The sequence below is a fragment of the Marinobacter guineae genome, from assembly GCF_002744735.1.
Lineage (GTDB): Bacteria > Pseudomonadota > Gammaproteobacteria > Pseudomonadales > Oleiphilaceae > Marinobacter > Marinobacter guineae.
Map to the genome: position 1 here is coordinate 355,340 of NZ_KZ319341.1, position 16,216 is coordinate 371,555.

The 16,216-nt window shown below is 57.3% G+C and carries 17 protein-coding genes and 1 pseudogene; 10 read left to right on the forward strand and 8 right to left on the reverse strand.

Annotated elements, in window-relative coordinates:
- Together CLH62_RS15975 and CLH62_RS15980 are read right to left on the reverse strand one after the other, a co-directional pair.
- Entirely contained in the window at positions 1 to 1,167 is a 1,167-nt protein-coding gene (locus tag CLH62_RS15975; RefSeq protein ID WP_099619179.1) for an acyl-CoA dehydrogenase family protein, read from the reverse strand.
- Positions 1,168 to 1,263: 96 nt separating this feature from the next.
- The gene (locus tag CLH62_RS15980; protein ID WP_099619499.1) at positions 1,264 to 2,757 is read right to left on the reverse strand and encodes a CoA-acylating methylmalonate-semialdehyde dehydrogenase; all 1,494 of its coding nucleotides are present in this window, start codon (positions 2,755 to 2,757) and stop codon (positions 1,264 to 1,266) included.
- Between the two features lie 162 nt (positions 2,758 to 2,919).
- Between CLH62_RS15980 and CLH62_RS15985 the strand changes: the two genes are divergently transcribed.
- The 5 genes from CLH62_RS15985 to CLH62_RS16005 all read left to right on the forward strand — a co-directional run bounded on the left by CLH62_RS15985 (position 2,920) and on the right by CLH62_RS16005 (position 6,951).
- The gene (locus CLH62_RS15985) at positions 2,920 to 3,795 is read left to right on the forward strand and encodes an AraC family transcriptional regulator (RefSeq protein WP_099619180.1); all 876 of its coding nucleotides are present in this window, start codon (positions 2,920 to 2,922) and stop codon (positions 3,793 to 3,795) included.
- Between the two features lie 103 nt (positions 3,796 to 3,898).
- Entirely contained in the window at positions 3,899 to 4,327 is a 429-nt protein-coding gene (locus tag CLH62_RS15990) for an SRPBCC family protein (RefSeq protein ID WP_099619181.1), read from the forward strand.
- A gap of 147 nt (positions 4,328 to 4,474) precedes the next feature.
- Entirely contained in the window at positions 4,475 to 5,275 is an 801-nt protein-coding gene (locus CLH62_RS15995; protein WP_099619182.1) for an oxygen-binding di-iron domain-containing protein, read from the forward strand.
- A 169-nt stretch (positions 5,276 to 5,444) separates the two neighbouring features.
- Positions 5,445 to 6,170 (forward strand): YebC/PmpR family DNA-binding transcriptional regulator, encoded by a 726-nt coding sequence (locus tag CLH62_RS16000; RefSeq protein ID WP_099619183.1) that lies wholly within the window; start codon positions 5,445 to 5,447, stop codon positions 6,168 to 6,170.
- A 16-nt stretch (positions 6,171 to 6,186) separates the two neighbouring features.
- Positions 6,187 to 6,951, forward strand: a complete 765-nt coding sequence (locus tag CLH62_RS16005; RefSeq protein ID WP_099619184.1) for a glutamine amidotransferase — start codon at positions 6,187 to 6,189, stop codon at positions 6,949 to 6,951.
- A 21-nt stretch (positions 6,952 to 6,972) separates the two neighbouring features.
- Here the strand turns inward: CLH62_RS16005 and CLH62_RS16010 are convergent, their stop codons facing one another.
- The 3 genes from CLH62_RS16010 to CLH62_RS16020 are packed head-to-tail and all read right to left on the reverse strand — an operon-like array spanning position 6,973 to position 9,726.
- Entirely contained in the window at positions 6,973 to 7,323 is a 351-nt protein-coding gene (locus CLH62_RS16010; protein WP_099619185.1) for an FHA domain-containing protein, read from the reverse strand.
- 10 nt (positions 7,324 to 7,333) lie between these two features.
- The gene (locus CLH62_RS16015; RefSeq protein ID WP_099619186.1) at positions 7,334 to 8,089 is read right to left on the reverse strand and encodes a protein phosphatase 2C domain-containing protein; all 756 of its coding nucleotides are present in this window, start codon (positions 8,087 to 8,089) and stop codon (positions 7,334 to 7,336) included.
- Positions 8,089 to 9,726, reverse strand: coding sequence for a serine/threonine-protein kinase (locus CLH62_RS16020; protein ID WP_228152879.1), 1,638 nt, complete (start codon positions 9,724 to 9,726; stop codon positions 8,089 to 8,091). The genes CLH62_RS16015 and CLH62_RS16020 overlap by 1 nt, the downstream gene beginning before the upstream one ends.
- Positions 9,727 to 9,897: 171 nt before the next feature.
- Here CLH62_RS16020 and CLH62_RS16025 point away from each other — a divergent pair, with 171 nt between their 5' ends.
- The 4 genes from CLH62_RS16025 to CLH62_RS16040 all read left to right on the forward strand — a co-directional run bounded on the left by CLH62_RS16025 (position 9,898) and on the right by CLH62_RS16040 (position 13,955).
- Positions 9,898 to 11,343, forward strand: a complete 1,446-nt coding sequence (locus CLH62_RS16025; protein WP_099619188.1) for a phospholipase D family protein — start codon at positions 9,898 to 9,900, stop codon at positions 11,341 to 11,343.
- A 19-nt stretch (positions 11,344 to 11,362) separates the two neighbouring features.
- Complete coding sequence (locus CLH62_RS16030; protein ID WP_099619189.1) at positions 11,363 to 12,427, forward strand: carboxysome shell carbonic anhydrase domain-containg protein; 1,065 nt, start codon at positions 11,363 to 11,365, stop codon at positions 12,425 to 12,427.
- A 108-nt stretch (positions 12,428 to 12,535) separates the two neighbouring features.
- On the forward strand, positions 12,536 to 12,937 hold the full coding sequence (locus tag CLH62_RS16035; protein WP_099619190.1) for a PA2779 family protein: 402 nt from the start codon (positions 12,536 to 12,538) through the stop codon (positions 12,935 to 12,937).
- Between the two features lie 10 nt (positions 12,938 to 12,947).
- Positions 12,948 to 13,955, forward strand: coding sequence for a PA2778 family cysteine peptidase (locus CLH62_RS16040; RefSeq protein WP_099619191.1), 1,008 nt, complete (start codon positions 12,948 to 12,950; stop codon positions 13,953 to 13,955).
- On the opposite strand, the gene CLH62_RS16045 is transcribed toward CLH62_RS16040, so the two are convergent.
- The 3 genes and pseudogenes from CLH62_RS16045 to CLH62_RS16055 form a co-directional block, all read right to left on the reverse strand.
- Positions 13,952 to 14,491: a class I SAM-dependent methyltransferase gene (locus tag CLH62_RS16045; RefSeq protein ID WP_228152880.1), complete on the reverse strand. Its 540-nt coding sequence runs from the start codon at positions 14,489 to 14,491 to the stop codon at positions 13,952 to 13,954. The two genes, CLH62_RS16040 and CLH62_RS16045, sit on opposite strands and share 4 nt — an antisense overlap.
- Positions 14,492 to 14,595: 104 nt before the next feature.
- Positions 14,596 to 14,772: pseudogene (locus CLH62_RS16050) on the reverse strand (GTP-binding protein); the annotation flags it as partial.
- On the reverse strand, positions 14,769 to 15,155 hold the full coding sequence (locus tag CLH62_RS16055; RefSeq protein WP_099619193.1) for a hypothetical protein: 387 nt from the start codon (positions 15,153 to 15,155) through the stop codon (positions 14,769 to 14,771). The pseudogene CLH62_RS16050 and the gene CLH62_RS16055, both read right to left, overlap by 4 nt.
- A 137-nt stretch (positions 15,156 to 15,292) precedes the next feature.
- On the opposite strand from CLH62_RS16055, the gene rluF reads away from it, so the two are divergent.
- On the forward strand, positions 15,293 to 16,213 hold the full coding sequence (rluF, locus tag CLH62_RS16060; protein ID WP_099619194.1) for a 23S rRNA pseudouridine(2604) synthase RluF: 921 nt from the start codon (positions 15,293 to 15,295) through the stop codon (positions 16,211 to 16,213).
- Positions 16,214 to 16,216 lie beyond the last annotated feature (3 nt).

Consider the following 16,216-nt stretch of genomic DNA (forward strand, 5'->3'; position numbering starts at 1 on the left):
TTACTGAATGGCCTCAGCCACGCCGTCATCGAGCAGGCGGCGGGCAATAATCAGGCGCATGATTTCGTTGGTGCCTTCCAGAATCTGGTGCACTCGCAGATCTCGCAGATAGCGCTCCAGCGGGTACTCTCGAATATAGCCATAACCGCCGTGCAGCTGCAGCGCATCGTTGACCACCTCAAAGCAGGCGTCGGTAGCGAAGCGCTTCGCCATGGCACAATGCAGCGTCGCTTCCGGATCGGCGTTATCCAGCTTGAAGGCACCAAGCCGAACCATCTGCCGGGCAGCCACCAGGTTGGTGGCCATATCGGCCAGTTTGAACTGCAAAGCCTGAAAGGCAGCCAGCGGTTTGCCGAACTGTTCACGCTCATGCATGTAGTTGCGGGCTCGCAGCAGGGCCGCCTGAGCACCGCCGAGGGAACAAGTGGCGATGTTCAGGCGCCCGCCATCAAGGCCTTTCATGGCAATGGCAAAACCGTCGCCTTCCTCGCCCACACGGTTGCTGGCAGGAATGCGGACGTTTTCGAGGCTGATCATCCGGGTCGGCTGGCTGTGCCATCCCATCTTCTCTTCGTTCTTGCCATAGGAAACCCCATCGGCATCCGCGGGTATCACGAAGGTGGAAATCCCTTTGTAGCCGGAATCCGGCGCTCCGGTGCGGGCCATCAGCACCAGAATGTCGGTCGCACCGGCGCCGGAAATAAATACTTTACTGCCGTTAATCACATAGCTGTCGCCGTCCCGTGCTGCCTTGGTGCGCAGGCTGGCTGCATCAGAGCCGGCACCTGGTTCAGTCAGGCAGTAGGACGCCAGCCATTCGCCGCAGGCCAGCTTCGGCACAATTTCCTGTTTGAGGTCATCCGAGGCGAAGCTGGCAACCATCCAGGTCGCCATATTGTGGATGGTGATAAACGCGGCGGTTGAGGGGCAGGCAGCGGCGAGCTCTTCCACGATGACGGAGGTGTCCAGCCGTGACAGGCCCATGCCTCCCAGAGCTTCCGGGGTGTATATGCCCATGAAGCCCATCTCGCCGGCTTCTTTGAGTACGTCTTTCGGAAAGATATGTTCGTCATCCCACTTTGCCGCGTAAGGCGCCATGGATTTCTCTGCAAACGCCCGGGCCGCTTCGCGAAACGCCTGCTGGTCTTCAGTGAGGTTAAAGTCCATCGTTACGCTCCAAGTAATAGAGGCTTTACATTGAAAGGGGCAATAAACAAGGGGCCGGAAACGAATTCCGGCCCAAATACCCCACCTTCAACGCAATTAACGCAACTGGATAGAGAAGTTGGCTTCCGAGCTTGTCGCCTCACTGGAGAACCAGCGGGAGGTAACGGTTTTGGTTTCGGTGTAGAAGCGAACCGCCTGCTTGCCGTAAGCGTGCTGGTCACCGTAGAAGGAGCCTTTCCAACCGGTGAACGAGAAGAACGGCAGGGGCACCGGAATGGGGATGTTCACACCCACCTGGCCTACATCGATCTCGTGCTGGAAGCGACGTGCAGCGCCACCGGAACTGGTGAAGATGGAAACACCGTTTCCGTATGGGCTGTTATTGATCAGCTTGATCGCCTCTCCCAGGCTATCCAGCTCAACACAGGACAAAACCGGACCGAAGACTTCCTCATTGTAGATGTCCATCTCGGTGGTCACACCGGAGAACAGTGTCGGGCCAACCCAGTTGCCGTCAGGCAGACCATCCACCGTGCAACCCCGGCCATCCAGAAGCAGTTTGGCGCCCTGCGCCTCGCCCGTGGCGATGAGAGATTCGATACGGTCTTTCGCTTTGGAGGAAATCACCGGACCGTAGCTGGCTCCGGCGTCGTTCCAGGCACCGGGACGGACTTTGGCCATGGCTTCTTTCAATTCCGGAATCCACTGCTGGGCTTCGCCTACGAAAACGGCAACGGAGATCGCCATGCAGCGTTGGCCGGCTGCGCCAACAGAAGCGCCCACCAGGGCATTGAGCACCTGCTGTTTGTCCGCATCCGGCATGATGACCATGTGGTTCTTGGCACCGGCGAAGCTCTGAACGCGCTTCATGTTACGGGTACCGGTTTCATAGATGTAACGGCCGACAGGAACAGAACCCACGAAAGAAACGGCCCTGATCGCCGGATCGGTCAGCAGCACGTCTACCTGCTCCTTACCTCCGTGAACCACCTGCAGAACACCCTTGGGTGCACCGGCCTCTTCAAACAGCTCGGCAAGGCGCATTGGAGTCAGCGGGTCCTGTTCGGACGGCTTCAGGATAAAGGTGTTACCACAGGCGATCGCCATCGGGAACATCCACAGCGGGATCATGGCCGGGAAGTTGAACGGGGTGATACCGGCGCAGACGCCCAGCGGCTGTATCCAGGAGTGGGTGTCCACTTCACGGGCCACGTTTTCAACGGTCTCGCCCATCATCATGGATGCGACATTAGCGGCGTGTTCAACCACTTCAATACCACGCCATACATCGCCCTTGGCGTCATCAAAAGTCTTGCCGGTTTCCTGGGACAGGATTTCTGCAATCTCGTCGTGATGGGCTTTCAGCAGGGCCTGGTAACGCAACATCACGCGGGCACGGTCAGAGACCGGAACTTCCTTCCAGGTCTTGAACGCTTCGCCGGCGCTTTCGATGGCCTTGCGCATTTCGCCATTTGTGGTGCACGGAGCCTTGGCAATCACTTCGTTGGTGGCGGGGTTGGTGACATCAATCCATTCACGGGTATTGCTGTCGACAAACTCACCTGCGAGAAAAAGAGGTACTTTTTTCATGTTCATATCCCTGTTTGTTGTTATCCGGGAAGCAAGCGGAAACCCCTCGGGTTCCAGCCACGTTTAACAAAAGACTAGCACGGGTGAGGCAACAGTGTGATTGACTAAATTTCGCCCGTGATGGACTATCTTTCGACACCGGAAATCGAAGCGACAAGAAAAATGACTCAAACCTCACAATGGCCGGTACCCAAGGACAGCATTCGCTACGTGGTACCTGAGCCAATTATCCGGCTTCTGGCCAGCCACCCACTAACCCGGGACCTGTACCCACTCGCCTTTGGCCATTATCGCCGGGCCGTGGGCCATCACATGCACCGGGAATATCACCACGACAATCTTTTGATTTACTGCACCGAAGGCAAGGCGTTCCTGAATGTCCGGGGCGAGCCATACACCGTGGAAGCCGGAGACCTGCTTCTTCTGCCGGCCGGAGCCAACCACCGCTACACTGCAGATCCGGAGAATCCCTGGACCATTCACTGGGTTCATTACACTGGACCACTGGCCGAGGATTTCCGGAACTACATGGGGTTTGACGGCCAAACCCGCATTCGCCACCTGGGACGACAGCCGCGGCTGCTGGTGGATTTCAACGGCCTGTTATCGGTACGCCAGACCGGTTTCCGGGCTCGCGGGCTTATCCACGCCGCCAACCGGCTCCGGCAACTAATGGCAGCCGTTCCAATCAACGCCGATGAAACCGGGCACGAACGGCAGGCTGAACTCGAAACCATCCACAACTATATGCGTGAACACCTGGATGAGCGCATCAGCCTGGAGCAGCTTGCGGACCTTGCCGGCCTGTCTCCGGCCCATTTTGCCACCCGTTACCGGGAGCAGACCGGCACCTCTCCGATACAGCACTTCCTGCACCTGAAGGTAGAACGGGCCTGTCAGATGCTGGACACCAGTAGCCTGAGTTTTGCCGACATCAGCCGGCGCCTCGGGTACGACGATGCCTATTATTTTTCTCGGCTTTTCAAAAAGGTTATGGGCCAGTCACCCCGGGATTACCGGCATACCGCCCGCCACTGACACCGCGCTCCAGGCCAGATTGAAACCTGCCGCCTGCTACGACTTTTGTTGTAGAAGCCAACGAGTTAGTCTTGGTCGACAAATGGATAGAAAGAGTGAGCCCATGGCCATGTACAGGATTGAAATTGACGAAACCCTAGATGTGCCCCGAAAAAAGGTGTTTGCCCTGTTTGCCGATCACCATCGTTTTGGCAAACTTCTGGGTGCGCCGGTCAAACGCATCAAGGACAGCCACCAGGCCGACCCGAATGGCATCGGTTCCGTCCGCAAGATTGGTATCGGGCCGGTAGGCCTGGAAGAGACGGTCACCAATTTCGAACCGGATTCGCTGATTGAATATACCATCACCAGCATGAGCCCGATCCGGAATCATCTGGGGCGAATCCGGTTCGAAGACACTCCGGAAGGCAAGACCCGGGTGAATTACACCATCTCTTTTGAAGACATTGTGCCGTTTACCGGAAAAGTGGTGAGTACAGCCCTTGAACAGGGAATTCGCCGCGGGATCAAACGGGTGCCGCAACTCGCCTGAATTGCGGCGTAAACAAATCGTTACTTGATGAATATCAGATAATTGACCTGTGGCAAGAGTTGGCTTTTATCAATTTTGTAATCTCCGCGCAGTTTGCAATATCCGGCCATTCCGGCCGGGTTCCTATGTTTTCAGCGGGAGACCGAAATGGCAGCCGAACCGATTGTCCTGTTCGATGACGGACACCACAAATGCCTGATGTTCGATTCCCTGGTAACCGGCGAGGGCGTTCAGTCCAACCAGTTCCTTATTGTCGATGGCAAACACGAAGCACTGATCGATCCGGGCGGTGACCTGACTTACACGCCGCTGTCGGTTGCCGCTTCCCGTTACATGAACATCCGGGATATGGACTACGTGTTTGCATCCCACCAGGATCCGGACATCATCGGTGCTATCGACCGCTGGATTGTGCATACCCGCGCCAAAATCGTGACCTCGAGACTGTGGGCCCGGTTCCTTCCGCATCTGGTTTCCAGCTACGTCACCAACCAGCTGAGCGGCAGTGTGTACGACCGTATCGTCAGCATCCCCGATGCCGGCGCCAACGTTAAGTTCGGCGACTCGTTCCTGCAGTGCCTGCCCGCGCACTTCATGCATTCAGTCGGCAACCTTCAGTTTTATGATCCGGTCTCGAAAATTCTGTTCTCCGGGGATCTTGGTGCGTCGCTTGGAGGTGAGGACGATCACCTTCCGGTGAAGGATTTCGACAAACATATCCCGAGCATGATCGGCTTCCACCGCCGGTATATCGCTTCCCAAAAAGTGTGTCGGCTGTGGGCGAACATGGTTCGCGAAATGGACGTGGCGATGATTGTTCCCCAGCACGGAAAGCGCTTTGAAGGACCGGTTATGGTTGATCGCTTCCTGAACTGGGTGAGTGATATGGAGTGCGGGATCGACCTTATGACTCAGGACAACTATCGTCGTCCGGTCGATTACGTCTAGCCGAGGGAAGACCCGCCAGAAATTGCTGCGCCGTTGGCACCTTGGCACGACACCTTGATAAAGACCCTTTCAGGAAAGGCACCGCGGAATCGGTGCCAAATAGGTCTGTCGCAAACCGGCAATGTTGAGTAAAATCCGGCCTTTTCCAGAAAACCAAGAGGCAGTGCAAATGGGCAGAGCCTACCAGAACCGCAAAGAGTCCATGGCCAAGACGGCCGCGGCAAAAACCAAGGTCTATAGCAAGTACGGGCGCGAGATTTACATGAGCGCCAAATCCGGCGGAACAGACCCGGATGGCAACCTGTCGCTTCGTGGCCTGATTGACCGAGCAAAGAAAGACCAGGTGCCCTCCCACGTTATCGAGAAGGCGATTGACAAGGCCCGGGGCGGCGCCGGTGAGGACTATTCCCCTGCCCGCTATGAAGGCTATGGACCGGGCAACTGCATGGTGATTGTGGACTGTCTGACGGACAACCCGAATCGCACCTTTGGCGACGTACGCCTGGCCTTTACCAAAACCAAGTCCAAGATCGGCACCCCGGGCACCGTTGCCCACATGTTTGATCACAGTGCCATTTTTGCGTTCAAGAGCGATGATGAGGAAGCTGTTCTGGAAGCACTGATGGAGGCGGACGTAGACGTAACCGATATTGAAAACGAAGATGGCCTGATTACTGTTTTCACACCGAACACGGAATATGCCAAGGCCCGTCAGGCACTGGTGGACGCCATCGAAGGCATCGATTTTGAGGTCGACGAAATCCAGTTCCTCCCCAAGACCACTACAGTGGTGGAAGGTGATGACATCCCCATGTTCGAGAAATTCCTGGATATGCTGAACGAACTGGACGACGTGCAGAACGTATTCCACAACGCCGAGCTGCCGGACCAGTAAGCCCGAGGCTCATGCCATGCAGGAAGACAACACCGTGCAACAGAACCCTTCTCTGAACCGAAAGGCTCGGGTGGTGGTGCTGAAAACAGGCAGCACCTACCCCCGCCTGCTGGCTCAGTTCGGCGATTTCGACGACTGGTTCCTGCGCGGACTGTCAACGGAACTGGATATTACCGTCATAAATGTGGAAGCCGGCGAGCTACCCGGAAACCCGGAAGACTGGGACGGCATTGTGGTAACAGGCTCTCCTGCTATGGTCAGCGACCGGGCCGAATGGAGCGAGAACGCGGGGCGTTGGCTGGCAACAGCGGTTAGAAGCGAAATCCCGGTACTCGGTGTCTGCTATGGGCATCAGTTACTGGCCCATGCGCTGGGCGGGGAAGCAGGTTACCACCCGGACGGCCGGGAAACCGGTACCCATGAGATTGAACTGCTTCCCGAGGCGGACTCGGACGCCCTGTTCCGGGAGCTACCTAAAACATTCCCGGCCCAGCTGACGCACCGGCAATCCGTGCTGCGCCTGCCCGAAGGTGCCGTGCTGCTGGGACGCAACGGTTTCGAGCCTAACCAGGCGTTCAGAATCGGCCCCTGCGCCTGGGGCGTGCAGTTCCATCCGGAGTTCACAGATACTGTGATGAGGGCCTACCTGGAAGTACAGGCGCCGGACCTGACCCGGGAAGGGCTTGATGCGGAAGCCCTGATTGCCGGTGTGAAGCCCGCCCCGGATGCGTCCTCGCTTCTCCCTCGTTTTTCAAGGCTGGTTATGGAACGAGCCCGGTAATACCCGGGCCGGCATTTTCCTTCAGTCTAGGATATAGGCGGTCTTTTCCATCGCCTGCTCTTCTTCATCAATGAAGCGAAACTCATTCCAGCCGATACGCACCATGTCGTTACTGTTCAGCCGCTGCCGGCCCTCAACCCTCAATTCGTTCACAAAGGTACCATTGGTGCTGTTGCTGTCGATGATGTAGTAGTCCACGGTACCTTCGAGATAGGCATTGGGTACTGCTTCAATCAGGGCATGCTGGCCACTCACCGAGATCTCATCGATCCGGATATCATTATCCGGGCGGCGGCCAAGGCGGGTTTCCGGCTGTCCGAGTTCAAAGGTGTTGACCACCACGTGGTCCACCAGTTGCGAAAGCGAAGCCATGTCAGTTTCCTCAATACTCCAACGTCAGTAATACCACAGACACGTTATCGCCAGCCTCGTTTGCCAGGCCGGCGTTGATCAATGCCTGAACCGTGCTCTCCATGCCGTCACTTTCCTTCATAATCTCAAGCCACTGGGTTTCCGGGACAGAATTCGTCAGCCCGTCGGAACACAGCAACAGCACATCACCGTTTTGCAAAGCCTCAACCCGGTAACTGGGCTGCACCAGCTCAACGGCGCCCACCGCACTGGTAAGTACATTTTTAAAGGGCACATTGGGTACGTCCTCCTCGGTAATACTGCCATCTTCAAGCATGTTCTGAACGACGGTATCGTCCCGGGTCAGGCAGATCGCCTGGTCGCCACGCAGGCAGTAACACCGGGAATCGCCGATATGGGCAATGTGCGCCCTGTTTCCAGTTAGCCAGGCCACGACCAGGGTTGTACCCATTTTGCCAAGCTTTGCATCCTCTGTGCGCTTGCTCAGTATTCGCTCATTGGCCAGGGCAAAAGCCCGCTCCAGGCCATCCCTGATGGAAGCGTCTGTCGTTACCGACAGTGATCCGGATAGCTCTGCCTCAAACAACTCCACAACCGCCTCAACCGCCAGACTGCTGGCGATCTCGCCGCCCTGGTAACCGCCCATGCCATCGGCAACCACCACCAGCGCCTGATCACCGGAATCGTTAACCCGCCAGTCCACCACATCCTGGTTCGATTCCCTGACTGCACCCCGGTGACTCTGGCCTGCAATGCGATATCTCATCAGGACACCTCCTGGCCCGCTTCCCGCACCGCCAGGCGACGAACTGCTTCGGCCATGGTGGCGGCGCTGGCAAAGCGTTTATCCGGCTCACGCCGGATCGCCTTGTTGATCAACCGAACCACCCCATTGGGCAACTCAGCATTGAATTCCCGGACACTGCGCGGGCGTTTGTTGAGAATCTGGTATGTCAGATTTGCCAGGGTATCGCCCTGATACGGTGTTTCACCGCTAACCAGTTTGTACAGGGTGACCCCCAGACTGTAGATATCGGAAGCGCCCGTTACCTTCTGGCCCTTGAGCTGCTCCGGGGACATGTAGAGGGGGCTGCCCATAACAGCGCCGGTGCGGGTCCGCGAGTCGTCGGAGATTTTGGCAATGCCAAAGTCGGTGATTTTTATGTCGCCGGTGTCGGGATTGAAAATAATGTTCCCCGGCTTGATATCACGATGGACAATTTTCTGGCTGTGGGCGTAGGCCAGTGCCTCGGCAACCCGCGCGACAATATCCAGCACCCTGGGCAACGGCAGCAGCCGCCCCGGTTTACCAAACTCACTCAGCGGCCGACCCTTGGCGTAATCCATGGCGATGTAGGCAAGGTCCGCCTCTTCTCCGACGTCATACACCGTTACGATAGCCGGGTGATTCAGACGACCAGCCGCTTCGGCCTCCCGGAAGAAACGTTCCTTCAGATCCTGAAGCAGGCCGTCATCAAACGCCTGGTAGCTCAGGGTCTTGATGGCAACGGTGCGGGCAATTTTCGGATCCTTGCCGAGATAAACCACTCCCATGGCGCCCCGGCCGATCTCCCGCTCGATCTCATAGCGCCCCAGGGTTGGCCGACTCACCGAGGGCTCCGGCATTAACAGGGTGCGGGTATTGTCGAAGCTGCCGGCTTGCACCATTGAACCGTCCGGAGCCAGTTTCTGCAGTGCCCCCAGGCGGGCGGCGGTATCCCGGAAATTCTTCTGGCGCTCCTGGATGCTGCGATACGTGTTCACAGCCTTCTCATACTGGCGTTTGCGTTCCTGCTGGATGGCGATGTCGTAACGCAATTCCAGCGCCCCCTCGCAGTCCGGGCAGTGATTGAGTGCCTCGAGGGCATCGTCGGTGTGCCCCTGTTGTAAAATCAGTTTCGCCAACCTCAGACGTGCCTCACGGACATTGTCCGTCAGGGCACGAATACGATTGTGGGGCTGAAGCCAGAACAACATCACCACAAAACCTACCACCAGCAGGGTCAGCACTTCCCCCAGGGGCACCCAGGCATTGCGATAGAACATCAGGGCCGCCTGCAGAACCACCAGGGAACCACCAAGCAGCAGAGTAACGGGCAGGGCAACGGCTGCGCCCATCGCCGGGACAGCAAACGTCAGGTAGAGCGCCGTAACGGCCAGCCCGGCAGTCACCGCAATATCCGCCCACAGAGGTTCCACCAGCCCCCGATCAGCCAGTGCTTCACGAAGAGCATCCTGTGACAGGATGATGGCGGGGCTGGCGCCCTCTGGCACTCCAAGAATACTGAACAGCACCCGGTCGGCCCAGCCAACAACCGCCAGCTGTTCTCCTGCCAGGGCAAACACCACGGCAGCCAAAAAAACAACCGTCCGAAGGCTGAACAGACGCGGTATGAATGACATAGTGGCGTTCACAGGCAACTTTGTTATAAATGATTGATCTGCCTAGTTTAGAAAGCGTTGGTGTCGGGTGATACAGCGACAGGGGTGTTTTTTGTAAGTGTTTGTTCACCTGAGAGGAAGGTCACGTATGTTAATTTCACCGTTTCACTCAAGGATGATGGAATTACCGGTATGACACTGAAGTTACTTTTACCCCTGTTTCTGCTCGCGCTGGCTGGAATCGGGCTTTACCACACCCACAAACCCTTGCCTCAGGGCATCAGTTATCGCGGTGAAGTCTTACCGCTGGAAGATCCTGTCCTGCTGACCGATGTCACCCGTCACTACACGGATGGTCACGAAGAGAAAGACCACGAAATCTTCAACGAGGTGTTCCGGCTGATCGGGCAGGCCGAAGAGTTCATTCTTGTCGACATGTTCCTGTTCAACAGCACCAAACCGGAAAGTGTGGTTCATCGCCCCCTGGCACAGCAATTGACTGAAGCCCTGCTGACCCGGAAGTCGGCAAAACCGAGGCTGTCTGTGATCGTGATTTCCGATCCGCTGAACACCATGTATGGCGGGACAACGTCATCCTGGTTTGAAGCCTTGCACAAGGCCGGCATTCCCGTATACGAAACGGCGCTTCGTCCCCTCAGGGACAGCAACCCCACCTGGTCTTCAATCTGGCGGTTTTGCTGCCAATGGTTCGGTAATAACCCGGGCGGCGGTTGGCTCGACAATGCCCTGGGCAAAACCCCGGTTACCATTCGAAGCTACCTGGCCCTGCTGAACTTCAAGGCCAATCACCGCAAACTTGTGGTGGTGGATGAAGCCGGCTCCCTGAGAGCCCTTGTGACCTCAGCCAACCCGCATGATGGCAGTAGCCGCCACGGCAACCTCGGGCTGAGCTTCAAGGGCCCCGCCGTGGCCGATGTGTTGCGAAGTGAACGAGCGGTTCTGGCCATGTCCGGTGTGGGTACAGAAACCCTTGATGACTGGATCAGCCGCGTTGAACAAGCACCGGAATCCGGAGAGAGAGACAACGGCAAAGTGGCTGTACTGACCGAATCGGCCATACTCGACCAGGCTCTGGAAATGATTCGCGCGGCGACAGAAGGCGACCAGCTCGATCTTGCGATGTTCTATCTGTCACACCGGCAGATTGTCGAGGCGCTGGCCAGGGCCTCAGAACGTGGCGCACAGCTTCGGATTCTGCTTGATGCCAACAGCGAGGCCTTTGGTCTTCAGAAAAGCGGCATCCCCAACCGGCAGGTCGCCATGGAGCTTGTCCGGGCGGGTATTCCTGTACGTTGGTGTAATACCCGGGGTGAGCAATGCCACAGTAAGCTGCTGATACTGGCAAAACAAAACAACAAAACCCAGATGCTCCTGGGCTCTGCCAATTTCACCCGCCGCAATCTGGATGACCTGAACCTGGAAACAGACGTTTGGATCTCGGTTGAGGACCGCTCTGCAGTCGCCATGAAAGCAAGAGCATTCTTCGACGAGCAATGGCACAAAGGCCCTGGTAACGAACCGGTCCTGAGCCTGCCCTATGAACGCTGGGCCGACGAATCAAGGCTGCGCTACTGGCGTTACCGGATTATGGAGGCGACCGGCCTGTCGACCTTCTGAACACAACAGGATAAGACCAATGACAACACCTGTGCATGCCCGCCCCATCAGGGAACGCATTGACTGGTTGATGGAACTGAGCCGCGCCCATTCCGCCAGCTTCTGCAGTCCTGAAAACCACCTGGCAAGGCAGCGATACCTGGCGGAGCACAACACCCAGATCATCGCGATGAAATGTATGGATGGTCGCATTCACCTGCCTTACGTCACCCAGACACCGCTGGGTGTTATTCACCCGTTCCGCAATCTGGGCGGGATTTTTGAGCTGGGCTGGCCTTACCTGGGCGACATGCTGGCCGATACCGTACAGGAAGCCGTTAGCCAGGGGCGGCGGGTACTGGTGATCATCACCTACCACTACTCGAAGGGAGCCCGGGAGCGAGGCTGCGCCGGTTTCGATTGTGACCGCCAGGCAGCCATGAACCACGCGTTCCAGATTAAAAGCCAGATGGAAAAGCTTTTTGGCACCGGGCACCAGACGGTTTACCCGCTGGTGTGTGGCTTTGAGACCGATGAGGACGCACTGGTGTTGCACGGTAGCCCGGAGCAGATCCTTGACCTTTCTTCCGTCCCGATATCACGGCTAGAGGACATGCCCGCTGAGATCGCAGCCCTTTGCCCGGACATGCCAGGCCCGGTGCGACGTGATCTGTTGCCCCTGGTCCGGGGTAACATCCGGCATGTTGCCGAGATCCGCCACAGTGACCGGGAGCTGAACATTGAACACAGGGAATGGGTGATCTGCCTGGGCCGAGGTTTCGATTTCCTGCATGCGCCCAATGTGGCCCTGATTATCGGCCCCTACAGCCCCGACCTTTCACATCCTATCCGTCAGGCCGCGGGCATCATCAAAAGCAATATGGACAACGGCCGGATTCCCGAGGACGGCTTTCTGCTGTTGTCCTCCGCCCCTTACCAGGAGCCCGGTACCCAGAAAGCCCGGGCAGCCCTGAAGTCGGATTTCCTCTCGGATTTTGCCGCGGGCGTGATTCGCGACGATTATCCGGAACTGGCAAGACGCATGATCATCCGCTCAGCTATACTCCACTGGCCTGAACGAAAGTTGGAAGTGCGCGGAGTCTGAACGTTTTGTATGTTTAGGGAACGCACTGGGATATTCTATCGTCCGGTTAGTACAGCGTAACTGACCCCAATCAGTTGCACAGGAAGTAGCCAACAACAGGAGTTAACCATGTCAGGAATTCGCAAACACCTGCGGTATGTTTCTTTTTTTATGGCCATGATGATGGCGCTTGGCTCTGTCTGGTCGGTCACCGCAACCGCGGGGATGGTGGGAACCGGCGAGATGATTAGCGAACAACAGGTTCAGCTGGACAGACAACAGCTCGTCGATATGCTTGAGAAACAGGAAGTTCAGGACAAACTGGCAGACCTTGGTGTGAGCCAGGACCAGGTCAAGGAACGCATCCAGAATCTCACGCCTGCGGAATTGGCGGATTTCGAGCGTCAGCTGGCCGAAGCCCCTGCTGGCCAGGATGTGGTTGGCATCATTGTGCTGTTCCTGCTGGTGTTCATTATCACCGATATGCTGTGTGCCACTAACGTATTCCCGTTTGTGAACTGCCTCCGATAGCAACGGGGCTATGGCCATCAACTTCTCCGCTGAGAACGCAACGTCCGGCAGGCTGATCCTGTTTTTTCTAGTCACCCTGCTGGCCGGTTGCGCGAGCGCTCCCCAATGGCCTGCCCCGGACTCCGGGGCCTCCCGCCACACCCTGCCAGAACAGACAGTGCTTGAAGATGTTCCCTTTTTTCCCCAGGAAAGGTACCAATGCGGGCCAGCGTCTCTGGCCATGATGCTCAACAGCCAGGGTCTTGATAGCGATCCCGAAGTTCTTAAAGAACTGGTTTTCATCCCTGGCCGGGAAGGTTCCCTGCAGGTTGAGATGGTCGCCGGTGCCCGGTCCCACGGAATGCTGGTCTATCCGCTGAACGGTGAGCTTGGGAGCATGCTGGCAGAAGTGGCGGCCGGCAACCCGGTGCTGGTGATGCAGAATCTGAGGTTTGGCTGGTGGCCCCAGTGGCACTTCGCGGTTGTTATCGGTTACGACGCTGAGAAAAGGGACCTGATTCTTCATACCGATACCCGCGAACGCCAGCCCGTGGCTCTTGAAGTGTTTGCCAACACCTGGGGGCGGGCCGACAACTGGTCCGTGGTGATTCTGCCCCCCGATCAGGTACCGGCAACCGCAAAACCGCTTAGATTTCTCCAGTCTGCCCACGATCTGGAGACAACCGGGCGAACCACCGCTGCGGCGATAGCATACAAGACTGCGGAAACCGCCTGGCCGGAGCAACCAGCCGCCATCATGGCCAGAGGCAATCTGGCCTGGCAGCTGGGCAAGCATACCGAGGCGACAGGGCACTTCCTCCGCACAGTTCACCGTTTCCCGGAATTCGCCGAAGGCTGGAACAACCTGGCCTTCGCCCTGGAAGAGACAAGTTGCCCGGTAAATGCCACTGAGGCCGCCCGCTGCGCAGCTTCCCTGGCACCTGAACGCTTTGGCGGCTCAACATTACTCAACGAAAAGCCCGGCACTTCCCCGAAAGACTGCCCGGCATTACCGGAATGCCCCAGGGAAGCGCACTAGCCGCGCTTCCTGAAAAGCGCCACGTCCTTTCTCGGGATTTCCAAACGCCAGCCAAATTTTTCAGCCAGAAATGCCAGGGTGGACTCACGGTAGAACACAACATGAGTGGGGTCGCGACGGTAATGCCAGGTGTCGAACCGGTCGTCATCGGTCTGGAAGCAAGTCATCACCCCCAGCCAGCCGCCCGGTTTGAGCAATTGATCCAGTTGCCGGAACACCTCGGCCGGCTCGTGCAGATGCTCCACCACCTCGGTACAGGTTATGAAATCATAGGTACGGGACAAGGCTGTTTCAGAGGGGTAAAAATACGGATCATAAAGGCTGACAACCATGCCTTCAGCCTCCAGCATCTTGGCCAGGGCCGGCCCTGGCCCACAGCCGAAGTCCAGCCCGGTCGCGCCCGGTGGCAGGCGCTCAAGCAGAGGGTCTGCCAGTTTTGAAAGAAATTTTCGATAGCCCGGATCAGACAGGTTGTTATCGTGCAGCTGGTAGATATCCCGCTCCTGATCAGAAGAAAGCCGGCACGATTCATCCATTACCGTTGCCTCGCATACCGGGCAACGGAGATAACGCTGGGCCTTAACCACCCGGAATTCCACATGGCTTCCCTGATCACAAACCGGACAAAGGCTCATGGCACTACGAAAGCCCCGTCGGTTTGCAGGAGGGCGCCGTCGATGCCGACCTCGCCAAACTCGCTGACCAGCACAGCCCAGACCTCGTCTTCAGGTTTGCTTGTCAACAGTTCGAGAATGGCGGTGGTTTTACCAACACCCAGAAAACCAAGAATAAGGCTGGTTGGAATGGCTTGTTTCATTGACCCTTCTTCAGAAAAACGCTGACCGCTTTATCCGACAGCAGCACGTGTGCAAGGGCCGGGTACGGCAGATAGTGAACAAACAGAGTGGCGAGCGTGACAGCATCCATCCCCGCATCAAGGAACATCCAGGCGCCGAAAGCGACAAACAGCGCGCCGAGAAAGCCACCGTAAATCCAGAGCGCCCGGGAGCGCTCCTCCGCCATCGGCAGCCGCTCCAGCGTTCGAGCTACGGAAAAGCTCATGTAGACCGCAATCAGGGCGGCGATCACCAGGGAGGCAAGCAACCCCGTAAATCCGATCAGGTACCGGAACAGGTAGTTGGCGAGGAAGAACAGGGCAATGCAGGTTACAGCTACGATGGTTATGCGTGTCTTTTCCATGGCGGCTCTGAATTTGTTGGATTTATGGGTAGCGCCGCAAAGAATGGCAGAGACGCAATGAAAGAGCCACCCCCTGCTGCGACCCGTGTTCCAGCCTGATATGATGCCCCACATTCCAACCGGCAACCGGAAAACCGATGACCACTGGCAATTCGACCCGTCTCAATAAATACATTAGCGAAAGCGGCATGTGTTCCCGCAGGGAGGCCGATCGATATATTGAACAGGGCAACGTCTACATTAACGGCAAACGTGCCATTGTTGGCGATCAGGTACTGCCCGGGGATACGGTCAAGGTCAACGGCCAGGTGATTGAGCCCCGCTCCGAAGAGGACCTGGTCTTTATTGCCCTGAACAAGCCGGTTGGCATTGTCAGCACCACCGACAGTGCCGAGAAGCACAACATCCAGCGGTTTGTCGGCCATAGTGAACGAATTTTCCCGATCGGGCGGCTGGACAAGGATTCCCAGGGCCTGATCTTCATGACCAGCAACGGCGACCTTGTCAACAAGATCCTGCGGGCCGGAAACAATCATGAAAAGGAATACCTGGTCACCGTCGACAAACCGGTTACCCGGGAGTTCGTTGAGGGTATGGCCAATGGGGTGCCGATCCTGGGGACGGTCACGAAGAAGTGTAAAGTGGCCCCGGAATCCCGGTTCGTATTCCGCATTACCCTGGTTCAGGGCCTCAACCGGCAAATTCGCCGCATGTGTGAATACTTCGGTTATGAAGTGACCAAACTGGAGCGCATCCGGATCATGAACGTCAGCCTGAAGGGTCTGGCTGTGGGCCAGTGGCGCGATCTGACGGAAAAAGAACTGGCCGGACTGTTTGATGCTATCCGGGGCTCCTCCTCAGAGGCGCCGCCCCAGCCCGGAAAACCTGCTAAAAGGACGCCTGCAGCAAAGCCAAAGCAACGCCCCAAAGCCAAACGGGGCGCCCCCGGCGGTTCTCAGGGGCCCGGACCGAAAGGTAAGCCTGCCGCCGGCAAGAAGCCTGCATCGGGCAAACGCCCAAAGACCGGGAAACCCCGGCAGAAGAGCGTTAAGCGGTAGCTC